Consider the following 16497-nt stretch of genomic DNA (forward strand, 5'->3'; position numbering starts at 1 on the left):
GGGAGTTATTTTACTCAAAACCCTCTTGACAGCTTTTTGGAGAATCCCGCGATGGCCCGCATACCGGACAGCGAGATCGAGCGGTTGAAGAGCGAGGTGAGCCTGATCCGCCTGGTCGAATCCTCGGGCGTCACGCTGGCGAAACGCGGTGCGGATATGGTCGGATGCTGCCCGTTCCATGACGACTCCACGCCGTCGCTATCGGTCAGCGCGGCCAAGAACCTGTTCCGGTGCTTCGGCTGCAATGCGGGTGGCGGGCCGATCGACTGGGTGATGAAACGGGAGGGCGTGAGCTTCCGCCATGCGGTCGAGCTGTTGCGCGACGGTGCGCCGCTGGGTGGCGGGGCGGATGTTGCCCCTGGCGGGATCAGGCCGACCCCGACCCGCAAGCTGGCGTCGCCGGTCAGCCTCGACATGGACGACCAGGCGCTGCTCGATCAGGTGATCGGCTATTATCACGAGACGTTGAAGGAAGCGCCCGAGGCGCTCGCCTATCTGCAATCGCGTGGCCTCTCCGGCGAGCTGATCGAGCGGTTCCGGCTCGGTTATGCGAACCGCACGCTGGGGCTGCGGTTACCGGAAAAGAGCCGCAAGGCCGGCGCGGACGTGCGCGCCCGGCTGGAGCGGATCGGGCTGTACCGCGAAACCGGCCATGAGCACTTCACCGGTTCGCTGGTAGTGCCGATCCTGGACGAGGGCGGACACGTTCAGGAGGTTTACGGCCGCAAGATCAGGAGCGACCTTCGCCCCGGCACGCCGCTGCATCTGTATCTTCCCGGCCCGCATCGGGGGGTGTGGAATCTGGCCGGCATCGCTGGCGGCAAGGGCGAGGTGATCCTGTGCGAAGCGCTGATCGATGCGATGACGTTCTGGTCTGCGGGATACCGCAACGTCACCGCCTGCTATGGGACGGGCGGCTTCACCGACGATCATCTTGCCGCGTTCCGCCAGCATGATGTGAAGCGCGTGCTGATCGCGTTCGACCGCGACGATGCCGGCGATCGGGGCGCGGCCGAACTGACCGCGCGGTTGATAGCAGAGGGTATCGACTGCTTCCGCATCATGTTCCCCAAGGGGATGGATGCGAACAGTTATGCGTTGAAGGTGACGCCGGCAGCGCGATCGCTGGGGGTGCTGGTCCGCAAGGCCGAATGGCTGGGGAACGGGCGCGCGCCGGCACTGACCAGTGCGCCCAGGGATGAGCTGGAGGCCGCGCTCGCCGCGCCGATGCCAGTCGATGCCGTCCCCGATCCCGCCACCCCTTTAGCCGCCGATCCGCCCGAACCGACGATCGCCACGCCGTTGCCGGCAGCGTCGGCCGAGGACGTCGCGCTCTCGCAGAGCGACCAGGAGCTGGCGCTGATGCAGGGCGATCGGCGCTACCGCGTGCGGGGCTGGAAGAAGCCCCTGAACCCCGAATCCCTCAAGGTGAATCTGCTGGTGAGCCGCGACGAGCGGTTCCACGTCGATACGTTCGACCTCTATAGCGCGAAGGCGCGTAGCGCGTTCGTCAAACAGGCCGGCATCGAACTTGGCGAGGCCGAGGACACCCTGAAACACGACCTTGGCCGGGTGCTGTTGAAGCTGGAGGCGTTGCAGGAGGCCGAGCTGACCTCGGCGCTGGTGAAGGCCGAACGCCCCGCGCTGACCGACGAGGAGCGCGAGGCTGCGCTGGATCTGTTGAAGGCGCCGGATCTGATGGAGCGGATCCTCGCCGACTTCACCGCGTGCGGCGTGGTCGGCGAGGCGACCAATATCCAGACCGGCTATCTGGCGTGCGTGTCGCGGCTGCTCGATCGGCCGCTCGCGGTGATCATCCAGTCGTCGAGCGCGGCCGGCAAAAGCTCGCTGATGGACGCGGTGCTGGCGCTGATGCCGGATGACGCCCAGGTCCGCTATAGCGCGATGACGGGCCAGAGCCTGTTCTACATGGGCGAAACCAACCTCAAGCACCGCATCCTCGCCATCGCCGAGGAGGAGGGCGCGCAGAGCGCGAGCTATGCCTTGAAGCTGCTCCAGTCGGACGGCACGGTGACGATCGCCTCGACCGGCAAGGATGCGACGACCGGCAATCTGGTGACCCAGGAATACCGGGTCGAGGGGCCGGTGATGCTGTTCCTGACCACGACCGCGATCGACATCGACGAGGAGCTGATGAACCGCTGCCTGGTGCTGACGGTCGACGAGAGCCGCGAGCAGACGCGCGCGATCCATGTCCTCCAGCGCCGTCGCCAGACGCTCGCCGGCCTGCTCGACGAGGAGGACCGGCACGCGATCCTGGCGCTGCACCGCAATGCCCAGACCCTCTTGGAGGGGGTGCATGTGGTCAACCCGTTCGCGGATGCGCTGACGTTCCTCGACGACAAGACGCGCACCCGGCGCGATCATATGAAATACCTCACCCTCATCCGCTCGATCGCGCTTCTCCACCAGCATCAGCGGCGCATCCGCACAGTCCAGCATCGCGGTCGCCCGGTGCGCTACATCGAGGTCGAGGCCGGCGACATCGCGCTCGCTAACCGGCTCGCGCACGAGGTGCTGGGCCGAACCCTGGATGAGCTGCCGCCCCAGACGCGCGGCCTGCTCGGCATGGTCCACGCCTGGGCGGCCGAGGAATGCACGCGGCTCCGCATCAAGCGCGCCGAACTGCGGTTCACGCGGCGCCAGATCAGGGCGCTGACGGGCTGGGGCGACACCCAGCTCAAGGTCCATCTCTCGCGCCTGGCCGAGCTGGAATACGTCCTGATCCACCGTGTGAAGGCGGGTCAGGGCTATGAGTACGAGCTGCTTTATGATGGTGCCGGCGAGGCCGGCGAGCGGTTCCTGATGGGGCTGAGCGACCCTGCCGGCCATGCCTATGACGATCACCGGTCGGGGCTGGAGGGGCAGCGGTCGGGCCCCGGTCGGGGTGCGGCCGGGCCTCGGTCGGCGCGCGGTCGGACGGTCCAAAAGCCCGCAATCCCGCAGCCTTCCTCGCGTTCCGGCGATGCGCCGCCCGCGCTGCCCGAAATACACGTCACCCCGTTGAACGGCGCGGGGCCGTCATACCCGCATCCTTTAGCCGCTTCGCACTGACATGCCGCGCAGGGGGCAATATAGGCCCAAGGTGCCGCTCGGCGATGCGGCTGACCCGGACTCGCTGTGGAACCACATGCGCCGGTTCAGTCAGTGGCAGCTCGAAAAGAACTACTCGTCCAAGACCGTGGAAGGCCGCGAAACCACGCTCGGCTTCTTCATCACCTGGTGCCTGGAACGCGGCCTGACGCGCCCGCAGGAGATCACCAAGCCGATCATCGAACGCTATCAGCGGCACCTGTTCCTGCACCGCAAGAAGGACGGTCAGCCGCTCTCGGCGCGCACGCAGATCGCGTTCACGACGCCTATCAAAGCGTTCTTCAAATACCTCGCGAAGGCCAACCACATCCTCTACAACCCGGCCTCGGAGATCGAGCTGCCGCGCCAGGAGCGCCGGCTTCCCCGGCACATCCTCAATGCGAAAGAGGTCGAGACGATCCTCGCGATCCCCGACCTGAAAACCGTGATCGGCATCCGCGACCGCGCCATCCTCGAGACGTTCTACTCGACCGGCATCCGCAGGCTCGAGCTGATCCATCTCAAGCTCTACGACATCGACACCGAGCGCGGCACGATCATGATCCGGCAGGGCAAGGGCAAGAAGGACCGGATGCTGCCGATCGGCGTCCGCGCGCTCGCCTGGATCGTCAAATACCGCGACGATGTGCGCCCCGAGCTGGCTTGCGGCGCGGACGACGCGACGCTGTTCCTGACCACCTTGGGCGAGGCGTTCGCGCCAAATCGGATGACCCAGATGGTGCGCGAATATATCGACGCGGCCGACACCGGAAAGCGCGGATCGTGCCACCTGTTCCGCCACACCATGGCAACGCTGATGCTCGAAAACGGCGCCGATATCCGGTTCATCCAGGCCATGCTCGGGCACGCCGAGCTGTCCACCACCCAAATCTACACGCAGGTATCCGTGCGTAAACTGAAGGCGATCCATACCGCCACGCACCCCGGAAAGCCGATCGCCGCAGGGGCTTCCCGCGCGCCGGAAAACAGCGCTGGCGATGCCGATCTGTTGCTCGCCGCGCTCGCGATCGAGGCCGAGGAAGACGACTGAAACGACCTCGCACCTGCACCGAAAACCGCGTCAGGGGGTCCGTTCCGCTGCCCTCTTAGCCGCCTCGGAAACGCCCGCGCCAACAACCTGAAACGCATCGGGAATATCGCCAGCTGCACCGTAATCCATGGCGGGGTGCTCTGTTGCCGCAGAGAGGATTCCTGTCGCAGGAGATGCCAATTTTATTGGTCCTATTAAGCCGGACTACATCGGATCGATGTCCGAAAGCTGGGGCGATTATCTTACCAGGTTGAAGGGGCCAGCGCCCGAAGGGATGTCCGACCCTCACGCCCATCACGCTCTCTTCCAAAACGGGAATGGCGTCGCCCAAAAGGCTCTGGTTTCTGAGGGGCAGGACATCCTCCGCGAAGTTGGCATTGACCCGATTTTTGGGCCTGAGAATCTGGGTTGGGCGCCAAATCGTGTAGCTAGCCAGCACTCGATTTCGACGTTGCGTCCCCTCGTTGAAGATCTTCGAGCCGCTCAAGGATCAAGGGCGGACATTGAAGCCATTCTGCGCTATCACGGCGACCTCGCCGCCCAACGGAGATGATACCTGTGAACGACGAAAGAGTTCGGTTTAATCCTAAAATCTCTCAGGCTATCAGGGATAGGAATCTTCCTGCTCTAAAAGAGCTCTTTGCTTCCGAACCCGAGCAGGTTGCGGCGTTCACTCCCTTCGCCGGAGGAACGTGGCTGCATTACGCAGCGCGGGAAGGCGATTCCGACGCGGTATCCCTACTGCTGTCTCTAGGCTTAGACGCGAACATAGGAGACGCTCGAGAGGGCCGCGCAGCGATTTGCGATGCGGCGCTGGGTGGGCATGAAGATGTGGTAAGAATTTTGCTAAGTGCGGGGTCCGGGCTAGACACTTCTGAACCGGTTAGAAATCCGTTGTTCTCCGCAATCGTAGGCAAAAGCCTCCCCGTCGCGAAGCTACTGCTTTCGCAAGGCATTAATAGTAAAGTGAGCTACAACGGCACCTCCATGAAAAACATGGACGCAATAGCGTTCGCGCTAGAGCGCGGTGAGACCTCGATCGCAGAAGAAATAGCCTTTTGGAATAGCGATGGCAACGAGCCTGCGGCGAAAGCCCTCCTGCATCAAGGTAGAGAAGTGGCGAGGCTTAACAACGCCTAAGGTCCTGTTGCCGCAGACAGTATTTCTATTGCCGCTGCGGACGTCGGCGGCTCTGGCGGATTGGCGTCACTCTCATCACTGTCCGCACGACAAGCTGCCATCCATGGGCTTTTGCCTGACGCGGGATCCTACACTCTTTTGCCCAAACGGGGCGTTTCCATGAGCGATCTGCGCTCTATCGGCCAGGTGACCGGTGACGAGTACAACATGTTCACCAATGGTGGGCAGCGGCTGATCGTTCGTGGGTCTGGCAACTCTGTAAGCGTTTCAGCCGGAATGTATGACGACATTTTGGCCGGGCAATATGGCAAATACTCGGGACACACCCACCCGCCGGGCTACGATATTTCACCCAGCGTCGGAGACCGAGACTTCCTCACGAAGTTAGGGCAAGGTAGAAGCGCGGTTTGGGGTGATGGCGGTCATCAGGTCTTCGGCCGCACAGCGGGTGAGGATGCGATAATTCAGTCGCAGATAAATCGTGCCAAAATGGCCAAGCTTTATGGGGGCTATTGAGATGCTGAGCTACGATGAAGCGATCGAACGCGCGTTGGACGCCTTCCACTCGGCGCACCCAACTGAAACTCTTCCCGCATGGTTCAAGAGCGGCGCTTTTCGCGAGGACACGGTGAGCCGCCTCGGAAAAATTCAGGTAAGGTACTATGCGCAACCCGCCTTGCCGCTGGCACCTAATCAAAAGTGGATTGAAACGAATAAGGGGCCGATCGTTCAGGAGGTGGATCCTATCTCTGGTGAAACCAGGGTAGTAATTTCGCGAGACGCGCCGAAAAATATTACGTTGTTCCGAGTGGAGGTCGATCCGGTAAGTGGCGATACGTCGGTGATCGAAGATCGGGATATTTCTGCTATCGCCGACCAAGAAATAGAAACCCCTAAACACATCGTGACTTAAAGGCTCGCCTGCCGCTCGATGTCGAAAATTGAGTTGCCGCAGAGAGGATTCCTGTCGCAGGAGATGCCAATTTTATTGGTCCCATTAAGGCGGCGGGCGGCCTGAAAATACCTCCGGCCGCGAAAAATATTTCGCAGCGATTGAACCGCCACGCCCGGCCTCCCGTCTCGGATTCAGGAGCGCGATGCAAAGGGCATCGGTCCTAGGAGACTGAGCAATGAAAGCATTTCAGATCATGATGGTTATGGCGGCCACTGCCATCGTCGCTTTAGCGACCCCCGCTTCCGCAGCGAAGGTCGGCGACGCCTGCAAGACCAGCAAAGGCGAGCCCGGTCATTTCGTCGCGACGAATGCGGCCGGGCTACCCACCATCAAGTGCAAGGCAGACGCCAGAGTCTCCGTCAGCCCGGGCCCGGACGTGTTTGGCGGCGACGAGACACCTTTCACTGCTCAGCCGACCAAGCCGTCTGCGGCTGCCACGCGAGACGGCTTCGCCGCTGCGACCGCCGCACAACGGGTCAATTCAACGGCGGCGCTGGCGCGAAGCGATGCGGTCGATCAGGCAGAGCAGGCCGAAGCGGCCCGGCCCCGCATTCCGCGCCGTCGGACACCGAAATGCGGCGGAATCATCCGCTGCCCAAGGTGGTAACCGACGCTCGGGTCCCCGATAGCTCAATATTCCAAAGCAGATGACACGACCGGCCTAGATGACACTGCCAGTAATGCGCGATCAACAAGCACCTTCATCGATCTTGCGTCAAGACGCGGACAAGCTAGACCATCTTTCAGGTGGGTATGGGGCGTTCCGAACATAGTGGAAGACTTTGGTGAAGCGCTGCGGTTGATCGCGCAAGGCAGTCAGGCCGCCTTTTCCAGGCTCTATTGCGAGCAACAACCGATCATGCTGCACTTCGCAACGGGGTTGATGAGCGGCCATGGCCAAGCCGCCGAGGACATGGTCGATGAGGCATTCTTCGAGGTGTGGCGCAAGGCCGGGCAATATTCCGGCGATGGCCACCCCCAAGGGTGGTTACGGCGGATCGTTCGCAACAAGGTAATTGACTGGTTGCGCAAACAGCCGCGCGCGGGCGTCGAGATACCGGCGGATGACGCCCTGGCGCAGCATTCAGACGAATGCGATACGCCTGAGGAAACGCTTGCAAAACTATCCGACGCTAATGAACTTCGTCGCTTGCTCGGCCGTCTGAGCCTTGAGCACCGCGAAGCATTGTGGCTCTGTTATTTCGAGGAACTGCCCTTGTCCGAGATTGCCTCCATCGTTGAATGTCCGGAGGGCACGGTCAAGACACGGCTGTTTCACGCGCGCCGGGCATTGCGGGCGATGATGGGCGACCAATCGTGACTGCCCCCCGCTCCTTGCAGGATATAGTGGAGTTGTTGCCATTCTATGCAACCGGGTCACTCGCAGAAGACGATCGGTTACGCGTCGAGCAAGCGCTTGCCGGCGATCCTGGTTTGCGTGACACTCTGGCTCGCATTCGGCGTGAACGAGATTTGCTGGCTATTGGGGCCGCATCGCTGGCTCCACCGGATCGGCCCGCCACCGGTGATCGGTTGGCTCGGTTGCTCGAGCGGATCGACGCCGAAACACCGGTGACTCCGGCAGCGGAGCCGGTGCGACCGACAAGGCAGCTTTCCAGCATCACCGATTTTTTCTCCCGGTTCGGCTCGCCTCGTCTGCGCGGTGCCCTTGCTATGGCCGCGATGGCACTGATCACGGTCCAGACCGGAGTAATCGGGTATATGGCCCGGCCGGCAGCCGAACAGAAGTATCAAACCTTGTCGGGACCTGACGAAGGTGTTGTGGAAGTGACGCCACAAATTCTGCTCCGGCCAGCTCACACCACGCGCTGGGATGATCTGACCAATTTGTTCGAACGCGAGCAGTTGCGCGTTGTCGCGGCGCCCAGCGCCGGAATGCTCGGTCTCAGGCTGAAAGAAGGCGTGTCTCCCGCCAAGCTCGACGCCACGATCGACCATCTACGGCAATCGTCATTGGTGTCTTTTGCCGGGAAAGCCAAGTGAGAGCATCGCTATTTCTTGCCCTGGCGATCGGCTGCTTGATCGGCGCGGATGCCGGTCCGGCATATGCGCAGGTGAATGGGCAAGCCCAACAGCCGGTGGAGCCGCAACCCAGACGCGGCATTGGGTTAGGCGGCATCGGATTGTCGATCTCACTTGGCAAGAAACGCCGCCCACCGGTGTTGGAACAGATGGATCAGCCGGTGGACGCGGCGGTGAATGGCGAGTTGATCATCACGATAAGAGGGGACGCGGCGGAGGCGCGCCGGATCGCCGATCGCGCTCAGGTCGGACTTGCCGAAACCTGGCCGCTGGAGTCGCTTGATACCGTAATGGCGGTGGTAAGGTTGAGGTTCGGCGACAGCGCCGAAACCGCAACCGCGCGGCTGCGCGCGATCAATACCGTCCAATTGGTCGTCCCGAACACGATCTATCAAACAATGGGTCGCGGCGAGAGCAAACCGGCATCGGCCCCCGCCTGGTTCACCTCGGCACGAATTCCTCCCGATAGCGTCAGTGGTCCAATCGCCATGATCGACACGCCGATCGATTTTTCGGTCGAACCGCTCAAGGCAGTGCGCGCCAATCAATCGTTCTTCGGCGTCGCAGCGAATGCTGGTGTTCATGGCACCGCCGTTGCGTCGTTGTTGGTCGGGCAACGCGGCGTAACCGGGTCCGCCCGTGGCGCCCAATTGTTCAACGCCGCCGCTTTCAGCCAAGATGCCCGTGGTGCCACGATCGGCGTGACCAGCAACGTAGCCAAGGCATTGAATGCCGTTGTCCTGCAGCGGCCCGCCGTCCTGGTGCTCGCCTTTGGTGGCAACGAGAACCCCCTCCTCGCTCAACTACTGGATGTGGCGCATCAGCGCGGCATTTGCGTCGTGGCCGCCGTCGGCAATGGCGGACCGAATACACCAGTTGCCTTCCCGGCTTCGCACCGGGCCAGTTTCGCGATCACGGCGGTCGATGAACGGTTTTCGATCTATGCTTACGCCAGTCGGGGGAATGCCATCAGCACGGCGGGCGTCGGAGTCGCACAATTGGCCGCGGTGCCCGGCGGATATCGCGTCATGTCGGGGACATCGTTTGCGGCAGCAAGCGTCGGCGGCGCGCTGATGCATCTCGACGCCTGCGCGCGCGATCACCGTCCCGATCAGGCGCGCTCAATCATTACTGATGCGGCGCTCGACCTCGGCCCTCGTGGGCGCGACCCAATATTTGGTGCAGGATTGTTCCGGTTGCCTACGGGTCGATAGGTATTACGAGGAACATGGTACTGCGCCCGAAGACAGCACGTCCTCATCCGCGGTCGTCCGCCTTCGTTGCATCTTCAACGCTGCCGACCGAACCCCAGCCACGAATATTCTGGAAGGTCGGGAAAGTTCTATTTCGGTAGGCAGACAGAGCAACTCTTCAGGAATGCGACGAATGCCCGCAACGACGCTGATTGGTGACGGCGGCTTGGGAAGTAGAGGTAAAGCGGCGATAATTGGGACTCAGCTGGCGGCTGATTACCTAGCAGCGTCCTCGACGCTGTAGAACATTGGGTTGTGCATCCAATCGGCCACAGCGGATTCTCGCCATCCGACGCAGCGGGCGGCAATCTGTACCTGTGCCGGAAACGTGCCTTGATCGACTTTGCGATAAAGCGTTGAGCGGCTGAGCCCGGTACGTTGGAGGACGGTCTTCAGACGAAGGATACGGTCGGGCGTGTCGGTGGTCATGATATGGTCCTGTCTGCGTTGCTTTGGCGCCCCGCGAACAGGATTGGGATCGAGAAGAAGCACGCAAGTGGGCCAGATCCGAGTTGCACCGCATAGCGCCGCACAGAGCCCAAAAAGACACTCTGGCGTAGGGACGATTTTTTGAGGTCGGAATCCCAGGGCGTCTCACGCCTTTGGCGTGACCGCGCTCTACGCCGCTGTCGCGTCGCCGAGTCGCACATCATGCGTCTCGGTCCATTCGGATGACGATCGCATGACGCGGGCCGAAGCTTCGCTCCGGCGTGCGGACATCGCGCGAGCGCGATGGCGTTGTGCCTCCGGCACTCGAACTGGCGGGGTGGGCGTCGCTTTCCCTTAGTCCCGCCGCGGCGTGCCGCAACTCCGGCTGCGCCGGAGTCCTACTCTTCGTTTCGGCCCTGGCGGGTGCGGCCCACCTTTATCCGCGGGACTGTCGGTCCACTCCTGCCGCCCACCCGCCATTCCGGCGCCGGCTGCGGTGGTTGGGAGTAAGGAAGATGAGCAGGATCGAGAATAACCGGCAGAGCCTCTATGCCGAGGTGACGTCGCGGGTAATCGCCGAGCTGGAGGCAGGGCAGCTGCCATGGGTGCAGCCGTGGGACAGTGCGGCGTGCGGTTGCGCCATGCCACATAATGCCGGGACCGGGCGGCGCTATTCCGGGATCAACGTGCTGATCCTGTGGGCGGCGGTCATTGACGGCGGCTATACCTCGCAGCGCTGGCTGACCTACCGGCAAGCGCAGGCAGCGGGCGGCACTGTTCGGCGCGGCGAGAAGGGAACGGTGGTCTGTTATGCCGATCGCTTCACGCCGAAAGGTGAGGAAGCGCGCGCACGGGACGAGGATCGCGATGCGCGGCAGGTTGCGTTCCTCAAGCGCTTCACAGTGTTCAATGTCGATCAGTGCGAGGGATTGCCCGAGGCGCTGACCGGTACGCCCGATCTTCCTGCCGAGGTGGATATTCTGCCGCAGGTCCAGGCACTGATCGAGGTAAGCGGCGCGGACTTCCGGGTCGGTGGGTCGCAAGTCTATTATTCGCCGGGCGCAGATTTTGTCGCGGTACCGCCGCAAGCCGCATTCCATGAGCCGATCAACTGGTATCGCACTGCGCTGCACGAGCTTGGCCACTGGACCGGGCATCGAAGCCGGTTGGATCGCAATCAGCGTGGCGGGTTTGGCAGTGGCGATTATGCGCGCGAGGAACTTGTCGCGGAAATGGCGAGCGCCTTTGCCTGTGCGTCACTGTCGATCGCGCCGACCGTACGCCACGCCGATTATATCGGCAGCTGGCTGGCCGTGTTGCGCGAGGATGAGAAGGCGATCTTCCGCGCGGCGAGCGCTGCCAGCAAGGCTGCCGACTATTTGCTCGCTTTCGCACAGGAGGGGGTGTGATGCGCGAAGAGTTGAGCGACGCCGAGACTATTGCGCGACTGGAACGGGCGCTACGTCGGATGCCGAAGCTACAGCGCGAAATCTTCCTCGCGATCCGGTTCGATAACCTGGCCTATCCGGAAATCGCTGAGCGAACCGGGCTCAGCGTCAGACAGGTGGAGCGGCATTTTGCCAAAAGCCTGATGCACATTGTCGATGCGCAGGTTGGCGGGGCGACCTGGCGGCGGCTGTTCCGATGTATCAAGGAGAGGAGCCAGCGTTGAGGTTCGGACAGCCTCGCCGCCTTGCTGGCGAGGCTGTCCGAACCGCGATCGTGCCGTTAGGATGAACTGCGATGCGAACCGATCTCGATCATCTCCCCGACAGGAAACGGCGCGACCTCGAGCGCGTCGTGCAGATTTTGTTTGCAGAATTCGAGGATGCGACCGCGCTTGCCACCCAGAAATGGAAGAAGCAGGGCCGCATCCTCAAGGTCATCCTCTACGGCTCCTACGCGCGCGGCGACTGGGTCGAGGATCCGGTCGGTGGCTATTATTCCGACTATGATATTCTCGTCGTGGTCAGCGACGAGCGGCTGACCGATCCGGCCGAATATTGGGCCAAGGCCGACGACCATCTCCTGCGTGAGGTGACGATCTCCAAGCGCATCAGTGCGCCGGTCACCTTCATTGTGCACAGCCTTTCCGAAGTGAACGACCATCTGATTCATGGCCGTCCGTTCTTCATCGATGCCATCGAGCAAGGCATCGCACTCTATGAGGCCGGAGATTACCCGTTCGCGACACCGCAGCCGTTGTCAGAGGATGACGCGCGAGCCGAGGCCGAAAAGCACTATGATTATTGGTACGAGCAGGCTGAAAGCGCTCGTCTCGGTGCGAGATTCTATATCGAGAGCAATAAGCCTCGTGACGCTGCATTTCTGCTGCATCAAATGGCCGAGCGCCTTTATCACTGCGTGCTGCTGACGCTGACTCTCTACAGCCCGAAGTCGCACAAGCTGAATTTCCTGCGCAGCCAGGCCGAGCCGCTGGTGCTCGATCTGATCCAGGTCTGGCCACGCGATACGAAGTTCGGACGGCGCTGTTTTGAGCTGCTCCAGCAAGCGTACGTCAATGCGCGCTATTCGCCACATTACAAGATCACGGCGACAGAATTGGAATGGCTCGCCGAGCGGATCGAGCTGCTGCAGAAGCTGGTGAAAGAGGCGTGCGAAAAGCGGCTCGCGCATCGCGATTGATCGCGCTGCACTCGCAAATTTAGATCGAGGATTCCACGAACGCGCGTTTTCCGCGCCGCCGCCAAAGCACCAGCGCCTGTTCGCGATCTTCGCCCCGCAGCGTCGCCGCGGCTTCGACCAGCACGCCGAAGATCACTGCGCGATCATCGTCGGTAAGATCCACAAGCCTTGCCTTGGCGACGAGGCCGCCAAGCTCGATCAATTGGCGTGTTCGCTCGCGACGCTTCATAACCCAAGTGCGCTTGTCGTTACGCGCGATCCGCAGGCGCAGCCGGTTCAGCGCCGCTGCCACCTGCCGGGTTGCCGCGCGCGTTCTGGTAAGTGCCGCTGCCAGTGTTGCGCGCTGTTCGTTGAAAGAAGGCCGCGCCGCGTTTGCGCCAACCCTCCATTGTCGCCGCGTCCTTCGTTTCGGCCGCGGCAAGCAGCGCACCGGCCAGTTGCTCGACCGGCAGCGCGTCGGCGCCACATGCGATCAACAGTTCGCCGAGCTGGTGCAGTTTCTGGTCTTTCAGGCGCTTGGCCTTGTCGTTCAGCGCCTTCACCTCGGCATCGAAATCGCGGGGTTTGCGCATCGTCCTTCCTTCCATTGTATCGGTTGGACGAACCAGTTATCGAATTGATCGATCAGTCGCAATGCGCTGAAATCTCTTGGGATTACCGTGTCCCGAGATTGATGAAATCTTTCGAGGGCGCGCTTATACGTCGTGCCGACGTAGCTTCTGTAGTGTAAGTGGATTGCCGCCATGGCGATCTACCACTTCTCGGCCAAGATCATCTCGCGCGCCAACGGATCGTCCGCACTCGCGTCCGCCGCCTATCGCTCCGCATCCCGTCTTTACGATCGGCGCCTCGACCGCCACCACGACTTTTCGAACAAGGCAGGTGTCGTTCACTCCGAAGTGATGCTCCCCGAAGGTGCGCCGGAGCAGTTCCGCGATCGGGAAACCTTCTGGAATGCGGTCGAGGGGGTCGAGTTGCGCAAGGACGCGCAGCTATCGCGCGAGGTGGAGTTCGCGATCCCGCGCGAGCTGGACCAAACCGAAGGCATTCGGTTGGCGCGCAACTTCGTCGAGCGGGAGTTCGTCGCCCGCGGGATGATCGCAGACCTCAATGTGCATTGGGACATCGGCGCCGATGGCGAGCCCAAGCCTCATGCGCATGTGATGCTGACGACCCGCGAAGTCGGGGAGGGCGGCTTCGGCGCGAAGGTGCGCGACTGGAACCGTACCGATCTTCTCAACCATTGGCGCGAAGCCTGGGCGAACCACGTCAACACGCGTCTCGCCGAACTCGATATCGAAGCGCGGGTCGATCATCGCTCCCTGGAGGCGCAGGGGATCGACCTCGAGCCGCAGCCCAAGGTCGGCCCTGCTGCGTCGCGGATGGCGGCGAAGGGGCTGGAGCTCGAACGCGTCGACGAGCATCGTGAAATCGCGCGATCCAACGGTGAGAAGATTATCGCCGAGCCGCGCATCGCGCTCGATGCGATCACCCGCACCCAGGCGACCTTCACCACCCGCGATCTGGCCATGTTCGTGCACCGGCATAGCGACGGCAAGGACCAGTTCGACACCGTGATGGCGGCGGTCCGCGCTTCACCGGAGCTGATCGCGCTGGGCAAAGACGGACGCGGGCAGGACCGCTTCACCAGCCGCGCCATGATCGAGACCGAAAAGCGGCTTGAGCGGGCCACCGTGAAGCTGGAAGCAGGTCGGCGGCACGGCATAGATGAGCAGCATCGCAAACTCGCACTCGTACGCGCCGAAATGCGTGAGCTGGTGCTGTCGAACGAGCAACGCAGCGCCTTCGACCATGTGACTAAGAGCCAAGGGCTCGGTGTGATCATTGGGTATGCCGGCACCGGCAAGTCGGCGATGCTCGGGGTTGCCCGCGAGGCATGGGAGGGCGCCGGCTATCAGGTCCAGGGCTTGGCGTTGTCGGGCATCGCCGCCGAGAATCTGGAAAGCGGTTCGGGGATCCAGTCGCGCACCATCGCCAGCCTGGAGCACCAATGGGCACAGGACCGCGAGCTATTGTCGCGCGACCATGTGCTGGTGATCGACGAAGCTGGCATGATTGGAACGCGGCAGATGGAGCGCGTGATCGCCGAAGCCGAGAAACGCGGCGCCAAGGTCGTGTTGGTCGGCGATCCCGAACAGCTTCAGGCGATCGAGGCCGGCGCCGCGTTCCGCTCGATCGCCGAACGGCATGGCAGTGTCGAGATCACCCAGATCCGCCGCCAGCGCGAGGATTGGCAGCGCGACGCTACACGCTACCTCGCTACCGGCCGGACTGGCGAGGCGCTGCTCGCCTATGAGGCGCATGGCCATATTCGAACCGCCGAGACCCGCGAGCAGGCCCGCTCCGATCTGGTCGATCGCTGGGACCGCGATCGTTCCGCGGTGCCGACAGCGACGCGGATCATTCTCACCCACGCCAATGACGAGGTGCAGGCGCTCAACCAAGCCGCGCGCGATCGGATGCGTGCTGCCGGGCAGCTTGGTGAGGATGTAACGCTTCGGGCAGAGCGAGGGCCGCGGACGTTCGCAGCTGGCGACCGCGTCATGTTCCTCAAGAACGAGCGCGGCATGGGCGTGAAGAATGGTTCGCTTGGCATCGTGCAGAGCGTCACGACCGCGCGCATGGCGGTGCTGCTCGATGACGGCCGCGCTGTGGCGTTCGATCTCAAGGATTATGCGCAGATTGATCACGGCTACGCCGCGACGATCCACAAAGCCCAGGGCGTCACCGTCGATCGGGCACTTGTGCTGGCGACACCGGGGCTTGATCGGCACGCCGCCTACGTCGCGTTGTCGCGGCACCGCGATCATGTCGACCTTCATTATGGTCGCGACGACTTCGCTGAACCATCGAAGCTCGTCCGCGCACTATCGCGCGATCGGGCCAAGGACATGGCCTCGGATTACACGCGCGACTTCGCCGACCGACGGCAGATACGGCTGCCAGAGCCAGCGACGGAGCGAGCCAAGCTCGCCCCGACGCGTGATCCATTCGCCGGGCTAGACCTGGGTATGGTCGCACCGAAATCCACCGTGCCGGTCAAGGCACCGGTCCTTGATCGTTCAACGTCGGTGGCGTCTGCGGTTGTGCGACACGCGAAGATCGTCCGCGACGTGCGGCACGCCCGCCGTGTCGGTGATCCCTACACCGCCGCGCAGCGCCAGGAGGTTGCAGCCAGTCGCGCAGCGCTAAACGCGATCCGGCCGCATGCCGCCCCAGACCTGGAAACAGCGTTCGGTAACAACCTTGGTCTAATCCACGAAGCGGCCGAGGGACGGACCGTAGCGACCATTCGGGCTATGCAGTTTGAAGCGGAGTTGCGTGTCGACCCGCAACTCCGGGCCGACACCTTCGTCCAACGCTGGCAGGCGCTGGAGCGGCAACGCCGTCTCCTGCTGCGCGATCACGAGACCACGCGCGCGAATGCGGTGGGCGACCGCATGATCAGCATGGCCAAGAGCCTCGAACGTGACCCGCAGGTTGAGTCCATCCTTCGCAATCGTAAGGCGCAGCTCGGCCTGCCGGAGGTACCAGGACGCAGCATTAGCCAAAGCCTCGCCGATATCGTTGGTCATGGCCGGAGCAGGGGGCTTGAAATCGGGATGTAAGCAGGTGGTCGCGGGCTCAACCTAGGCCTGCGAACTGCCCGGTATCCTGAGGTTCAAATCGAAGGCGAGATAAAAGCGCCGCCGTCGGTCAGGGCGCATGTGGTTGTAGAAATGCGAGAAATTGCGCCCTCGCTCTGCCGGGGTTGCCGTCGCGTCAGCGAAATTTCGTAGGAATTTCAACGGCTGAGGCGCTGGCAAGCCTACCGAATTCGTGCCAAGACGCAATGCCTCGTGCGGCTGCATCGGCGCACGCGCGTC

At 62.6% G+C, this 16497-nt stretch carries 16 protein-coding genes; 13 read left to right on the plus strand and 3 right to left on the minus strand.

The window, feature by feature from the left end; all coding sequences use genetic code 11:
• Positions 1-51: 51 nt before the first annotated feature.
• The 9 genes from ACRECS_RS04340 (at position 52) to ACRECS_RS04380 (ending at position 9496) form a co-directional block, all read left to right on the plus strand.
• The gene (locus ACRECS_RS04340) at positions 52-3075 is read left to right on the plus strand and encodes a CHC2 zinc finger domain-containing protein (protein WP_431581730.1); all 3024 of its coding nucleotides are present in this window, start codon (positions 52-54) and stop codon (positions 3073-3075) included.
• A 1-nt stretch (position 3076) separates the two neighbouring features.
• Positions 3077-4144, plus strand: a complete 1068-nt coding sequence (gene xerC, locus ACRECS_RS04345; RefSeq protein ID WP_431581731.1) for a site-specific tyrosine recombinase XerC — start codon at positions 3077-3079, stop codon at positions 4142-4144.
• A 558-nt stretch (positions 4145-4702) separates the two neighbouring features.
• On the plus strand, positions 4703-5284 hold the full coding sequence (locus tag ACRECS_RS04350) for an ankyrin repeat domain-containing protein (RefSeq protein WP_431581732.1): 582 nt from the start codon (positions 4703-4705) through the stop codon (positions 5282-5284).
• Between the two features lie 159 nt (positions 5285-5443).
• Positions 5444-5800: a hypothetical protein gene (locus tag ACRECS_RS04355; protein ID WP_431581733.1), complete on the plus strand. Its 357-nt coding sequence runs from the start codon at positions 5444-5446 to the stop codon at positions 5798-5800.
• 1 nt (position 5801) lies between these two features.
• Positions 5802-6197, plus strand: a complete 396-nt coding sequence (locus ACRECS_RS04360; RefSeq protein WP_431581734.1) for a hypothetical protein — start codon at positions 5802-5804, stop codon at positions 6195-6197.
• A 217-nt stretch (positions 6198-6414) separates the two neighbouring features.
• On the plus strand, positions 6415-6846 hold the full coding sequence (locus ACRECS_RS04365) for a hypothetical protein (RefSeq protein ID WP_431581735.1): 432 nt from the start codon (positions 6415-6417) through the stop codon (positions 6844-6846).
• Between the two features lie 165 nt (positions 6847-7011).
• A complete protein-coding gene (locus tag ACRECS_RS04370; RefSeq protein ID WP_431581736.1) occupies positions 7012-7560 on the plus strand; it encodes an RNA polymerase sigma factor in 549 nt (182 codons plus the stop codon).
• 32 nt (positions 7561-7592) lie between these two features.
• On the plus strand, positions 7593-8243 hold the full coding sequence (locus ACRECS_RS04375) for a hypothetical protein (RefSeq protein WP_431581737.1): 651 nt from the start codon (positions 7593-7595) through the stop codon (positions 8241-8243).
• Complete coding sequence (locus tag ACRECS_RS04380) at positions 8240-9496, plus strand: S8 family serine peptidase (protein WP_431581738.1); 1257 nt, start codon at positions 8240-8242, stop codon at positions 9494-9496. The genes ACRECS_RS04375 and ACRECS_RS04380 overlap by 4 nt, the downstream gene beginning before the upstream one ends.
• 255 nt (positions 9497-9751) lie before the next feature.
• Here ACRECS_RS04380 and ACRECS_RS04385 read toward each other — a convergent pair whose 3' ends face one another.
• Complete coding sequence (locus tag ACRECS_RS04385) at positions 9752-9964, minus strand: helix-turn-helix transcriptional regulator (RefSeq protein ID WP_431581739.1); 213 nt, start codon at positions 9962-9964, stop codon at positions 9752-9754.
• A 515-nt stretch (positions 9965-10479) separates the two neighbouring features.
• Between ACRECS_RS04385 and ACRECS_RS04390 the strand changes: the two genes are divergently transcribed.
• From ACRECS_RS04390 to ACRECS_RS04400, 3 genes are all read left to right on the plus strand, one after another.
• Entirely contained in the window at positions 10480-11373 is an 894-nt protein-coding gene (locus ACRECS_RS04390) for an ArdC family protein (RefSeq protein WP_431581740.1), read from the plus strand.
• Positions 11373-11636 (plus strand): sigma factor-like helix-turn-helix DNA-binding protein, encoded by a 264-nt coding sequence (locus ACRECS_RS04395; RefSeq protein ID WP_431581741.1) that lies wholly within the window; start codon positions 11373-11375, stop codon positions 11634-11636. Before ACRECS_RS04390 ends, ACRECS_RS04395 begins: the two co-directional genes overlap by 1 nt.
• A 71-nt stretch (positions 11637-11707) precedes the next feature.
• The gene (locus ACRECS_RS04400) at positions 11708-12610 is read left to right on the plus strand and encodes a HEPN domain-containing protein (protein WP_431581742.1); all 903 of its coding nucleotides are present in this window, start codon (positions 11708-11710) and stop codon (positions 12608-12610) included.
• 19 nt (positions 12611-12629) lie between these two features.
• On the opposite strand, the gene ACRECS_RS04405 is transcribed toward ACRECS_RS04400, so the two are convergent.
• Positions 12630-12902 carry a conjugal transfer protein TraD gene (locus tag ACRECS_RS04405; protein WP_431581743.1) on the minus strand — a complete coding sequence of 91 codons (273 nt, stop codon included), beginning with the start codon at positions 12900-12902 and terminating at the stop codon, positions 12630-12632.
• Positions 12859-13182, minus strand: a complete 324-nt coding sequence (locus ACRECS_RS04410) for a conjugal transfer protein TraD (RefSeq protein WP_431581744.1) — start codon at positions 13180-13182, stop codon at positions 12859-12861. The genes ACRECS_RS04405 and ACRECS_RS04410 overlap by 44 nt, the downstream gene beginning before the upstream one ends.
• Positions 13183-13353: 171 nt before the next feature.
• Between ACRECS_RS04410 and traA the strand changes: the two genes are divergently transcribed.
• On the plus strand, positions 13354-16239 hold the full coding sequence (gene traA, locus ACRECS_RS04415; protein WP_431581745.1) for a Ti-type conjugative transfer relaxase TraA: 2886 nt from the start codon (positions 13354-13356) through the stop codon (positions 16237-16239).
• Positions 16240-16497: the final 258 nt, after the last annotated feature.

Origin of the sequence: Sphingomonas sp. (genome assembly GCF_050725575.1) — a bacterium.
In the GTDB taxonomy this organism is placed as follows: Bacteria; Pseudomonadota; Alphaproteobacteria; order Sphingomonadales; family Sphingomonadaceae; genus Sphingomonas.

What these genes read in the sequence shown, in the direction of transcription:
- ACRECS_RS04410 (WP_431581744.1), bottom strand. Translation starts at nt 13,182, where the DNA reads ATGCGCAAACCCCGCGATTTCGATGCCGAGGTGAAGGCGCTGAACGAC.
- ACRECS_RS04340 (WP_431581730.1), top strand. Translation starts at nt 52, where the DNA reads ATGGCCCGCATACCGGACAGCGAGATCGAGCGGTTGAAGAGCGAGGTG.
- xerC (WP_431581731.1), top strand. Translation starts at nt 3,077, where the DNA reads ATGCCGCGCAGGGGGCAATATAGGCCCAAGGTGCCGCTCGGCGATGCG.
- ACRECS_RS04390 (WP_431581740.1), top strand. Translation starts at nt 10,480, where the DNA reads ATGAGCAGGATCGAGAATAACCGGCAGAGCCTCTATGCCGAGGTGACG.
- ACRECS_RS04365 (WP_431581735.1), top strand. Translation starts at nt 6,415, where the DNA reads ATGAAAGCATTTCAGATCATGATGGTTATGGCGGCCACTGCCATCGTC.
- ACRECS_RS04385 (WP_431581739.1), bottom strand. Translation starts at nt 9,964, where the DNA reads ATGACCACCGACACGCCCGACCGTATCCTTCGTCTGAAGACCGTCCTC.
- ACRECS_RS04355 (WP_431581733.1), top strand. Translation starts at nt 5,444, where the DNA reads ATGAGCGATCTGCGCTCTATCGGCCAGGTGACCGGTGACGAGTACAAC.
- ACRECS_RS04395 (WP_431581741.1), top strand. Translation starts at nt 11,373, where the DNA reads ATGCGCGAAGAGTTGAGCGACGCCGAGACTATTGCGCGACTGGAACGG.
- ACRECS_RS04360 (WP_431581734.1), top strand. Translation starts at nt 5,802, where the DNA reads ATGCTGAGCTACGATGAAGCGATCGAACGCGCGTTGGACGCCTTCCAC.
- traA (WP_431581745.1), top strand. Translation starts at nt 13,354, where the DNA reads ATGGCGATCTACCACTTCTCGGCCAAGATCATCTCGCGCGCCAACGGA.
- ACRECS_RS04400 (WP_431581742.1), top strand. Translation starts at nt 11,708, where the DNA reads ATGCGAACCGATCTCGATCATCTCCCCGACAGGAAACGGCGCGACCTC.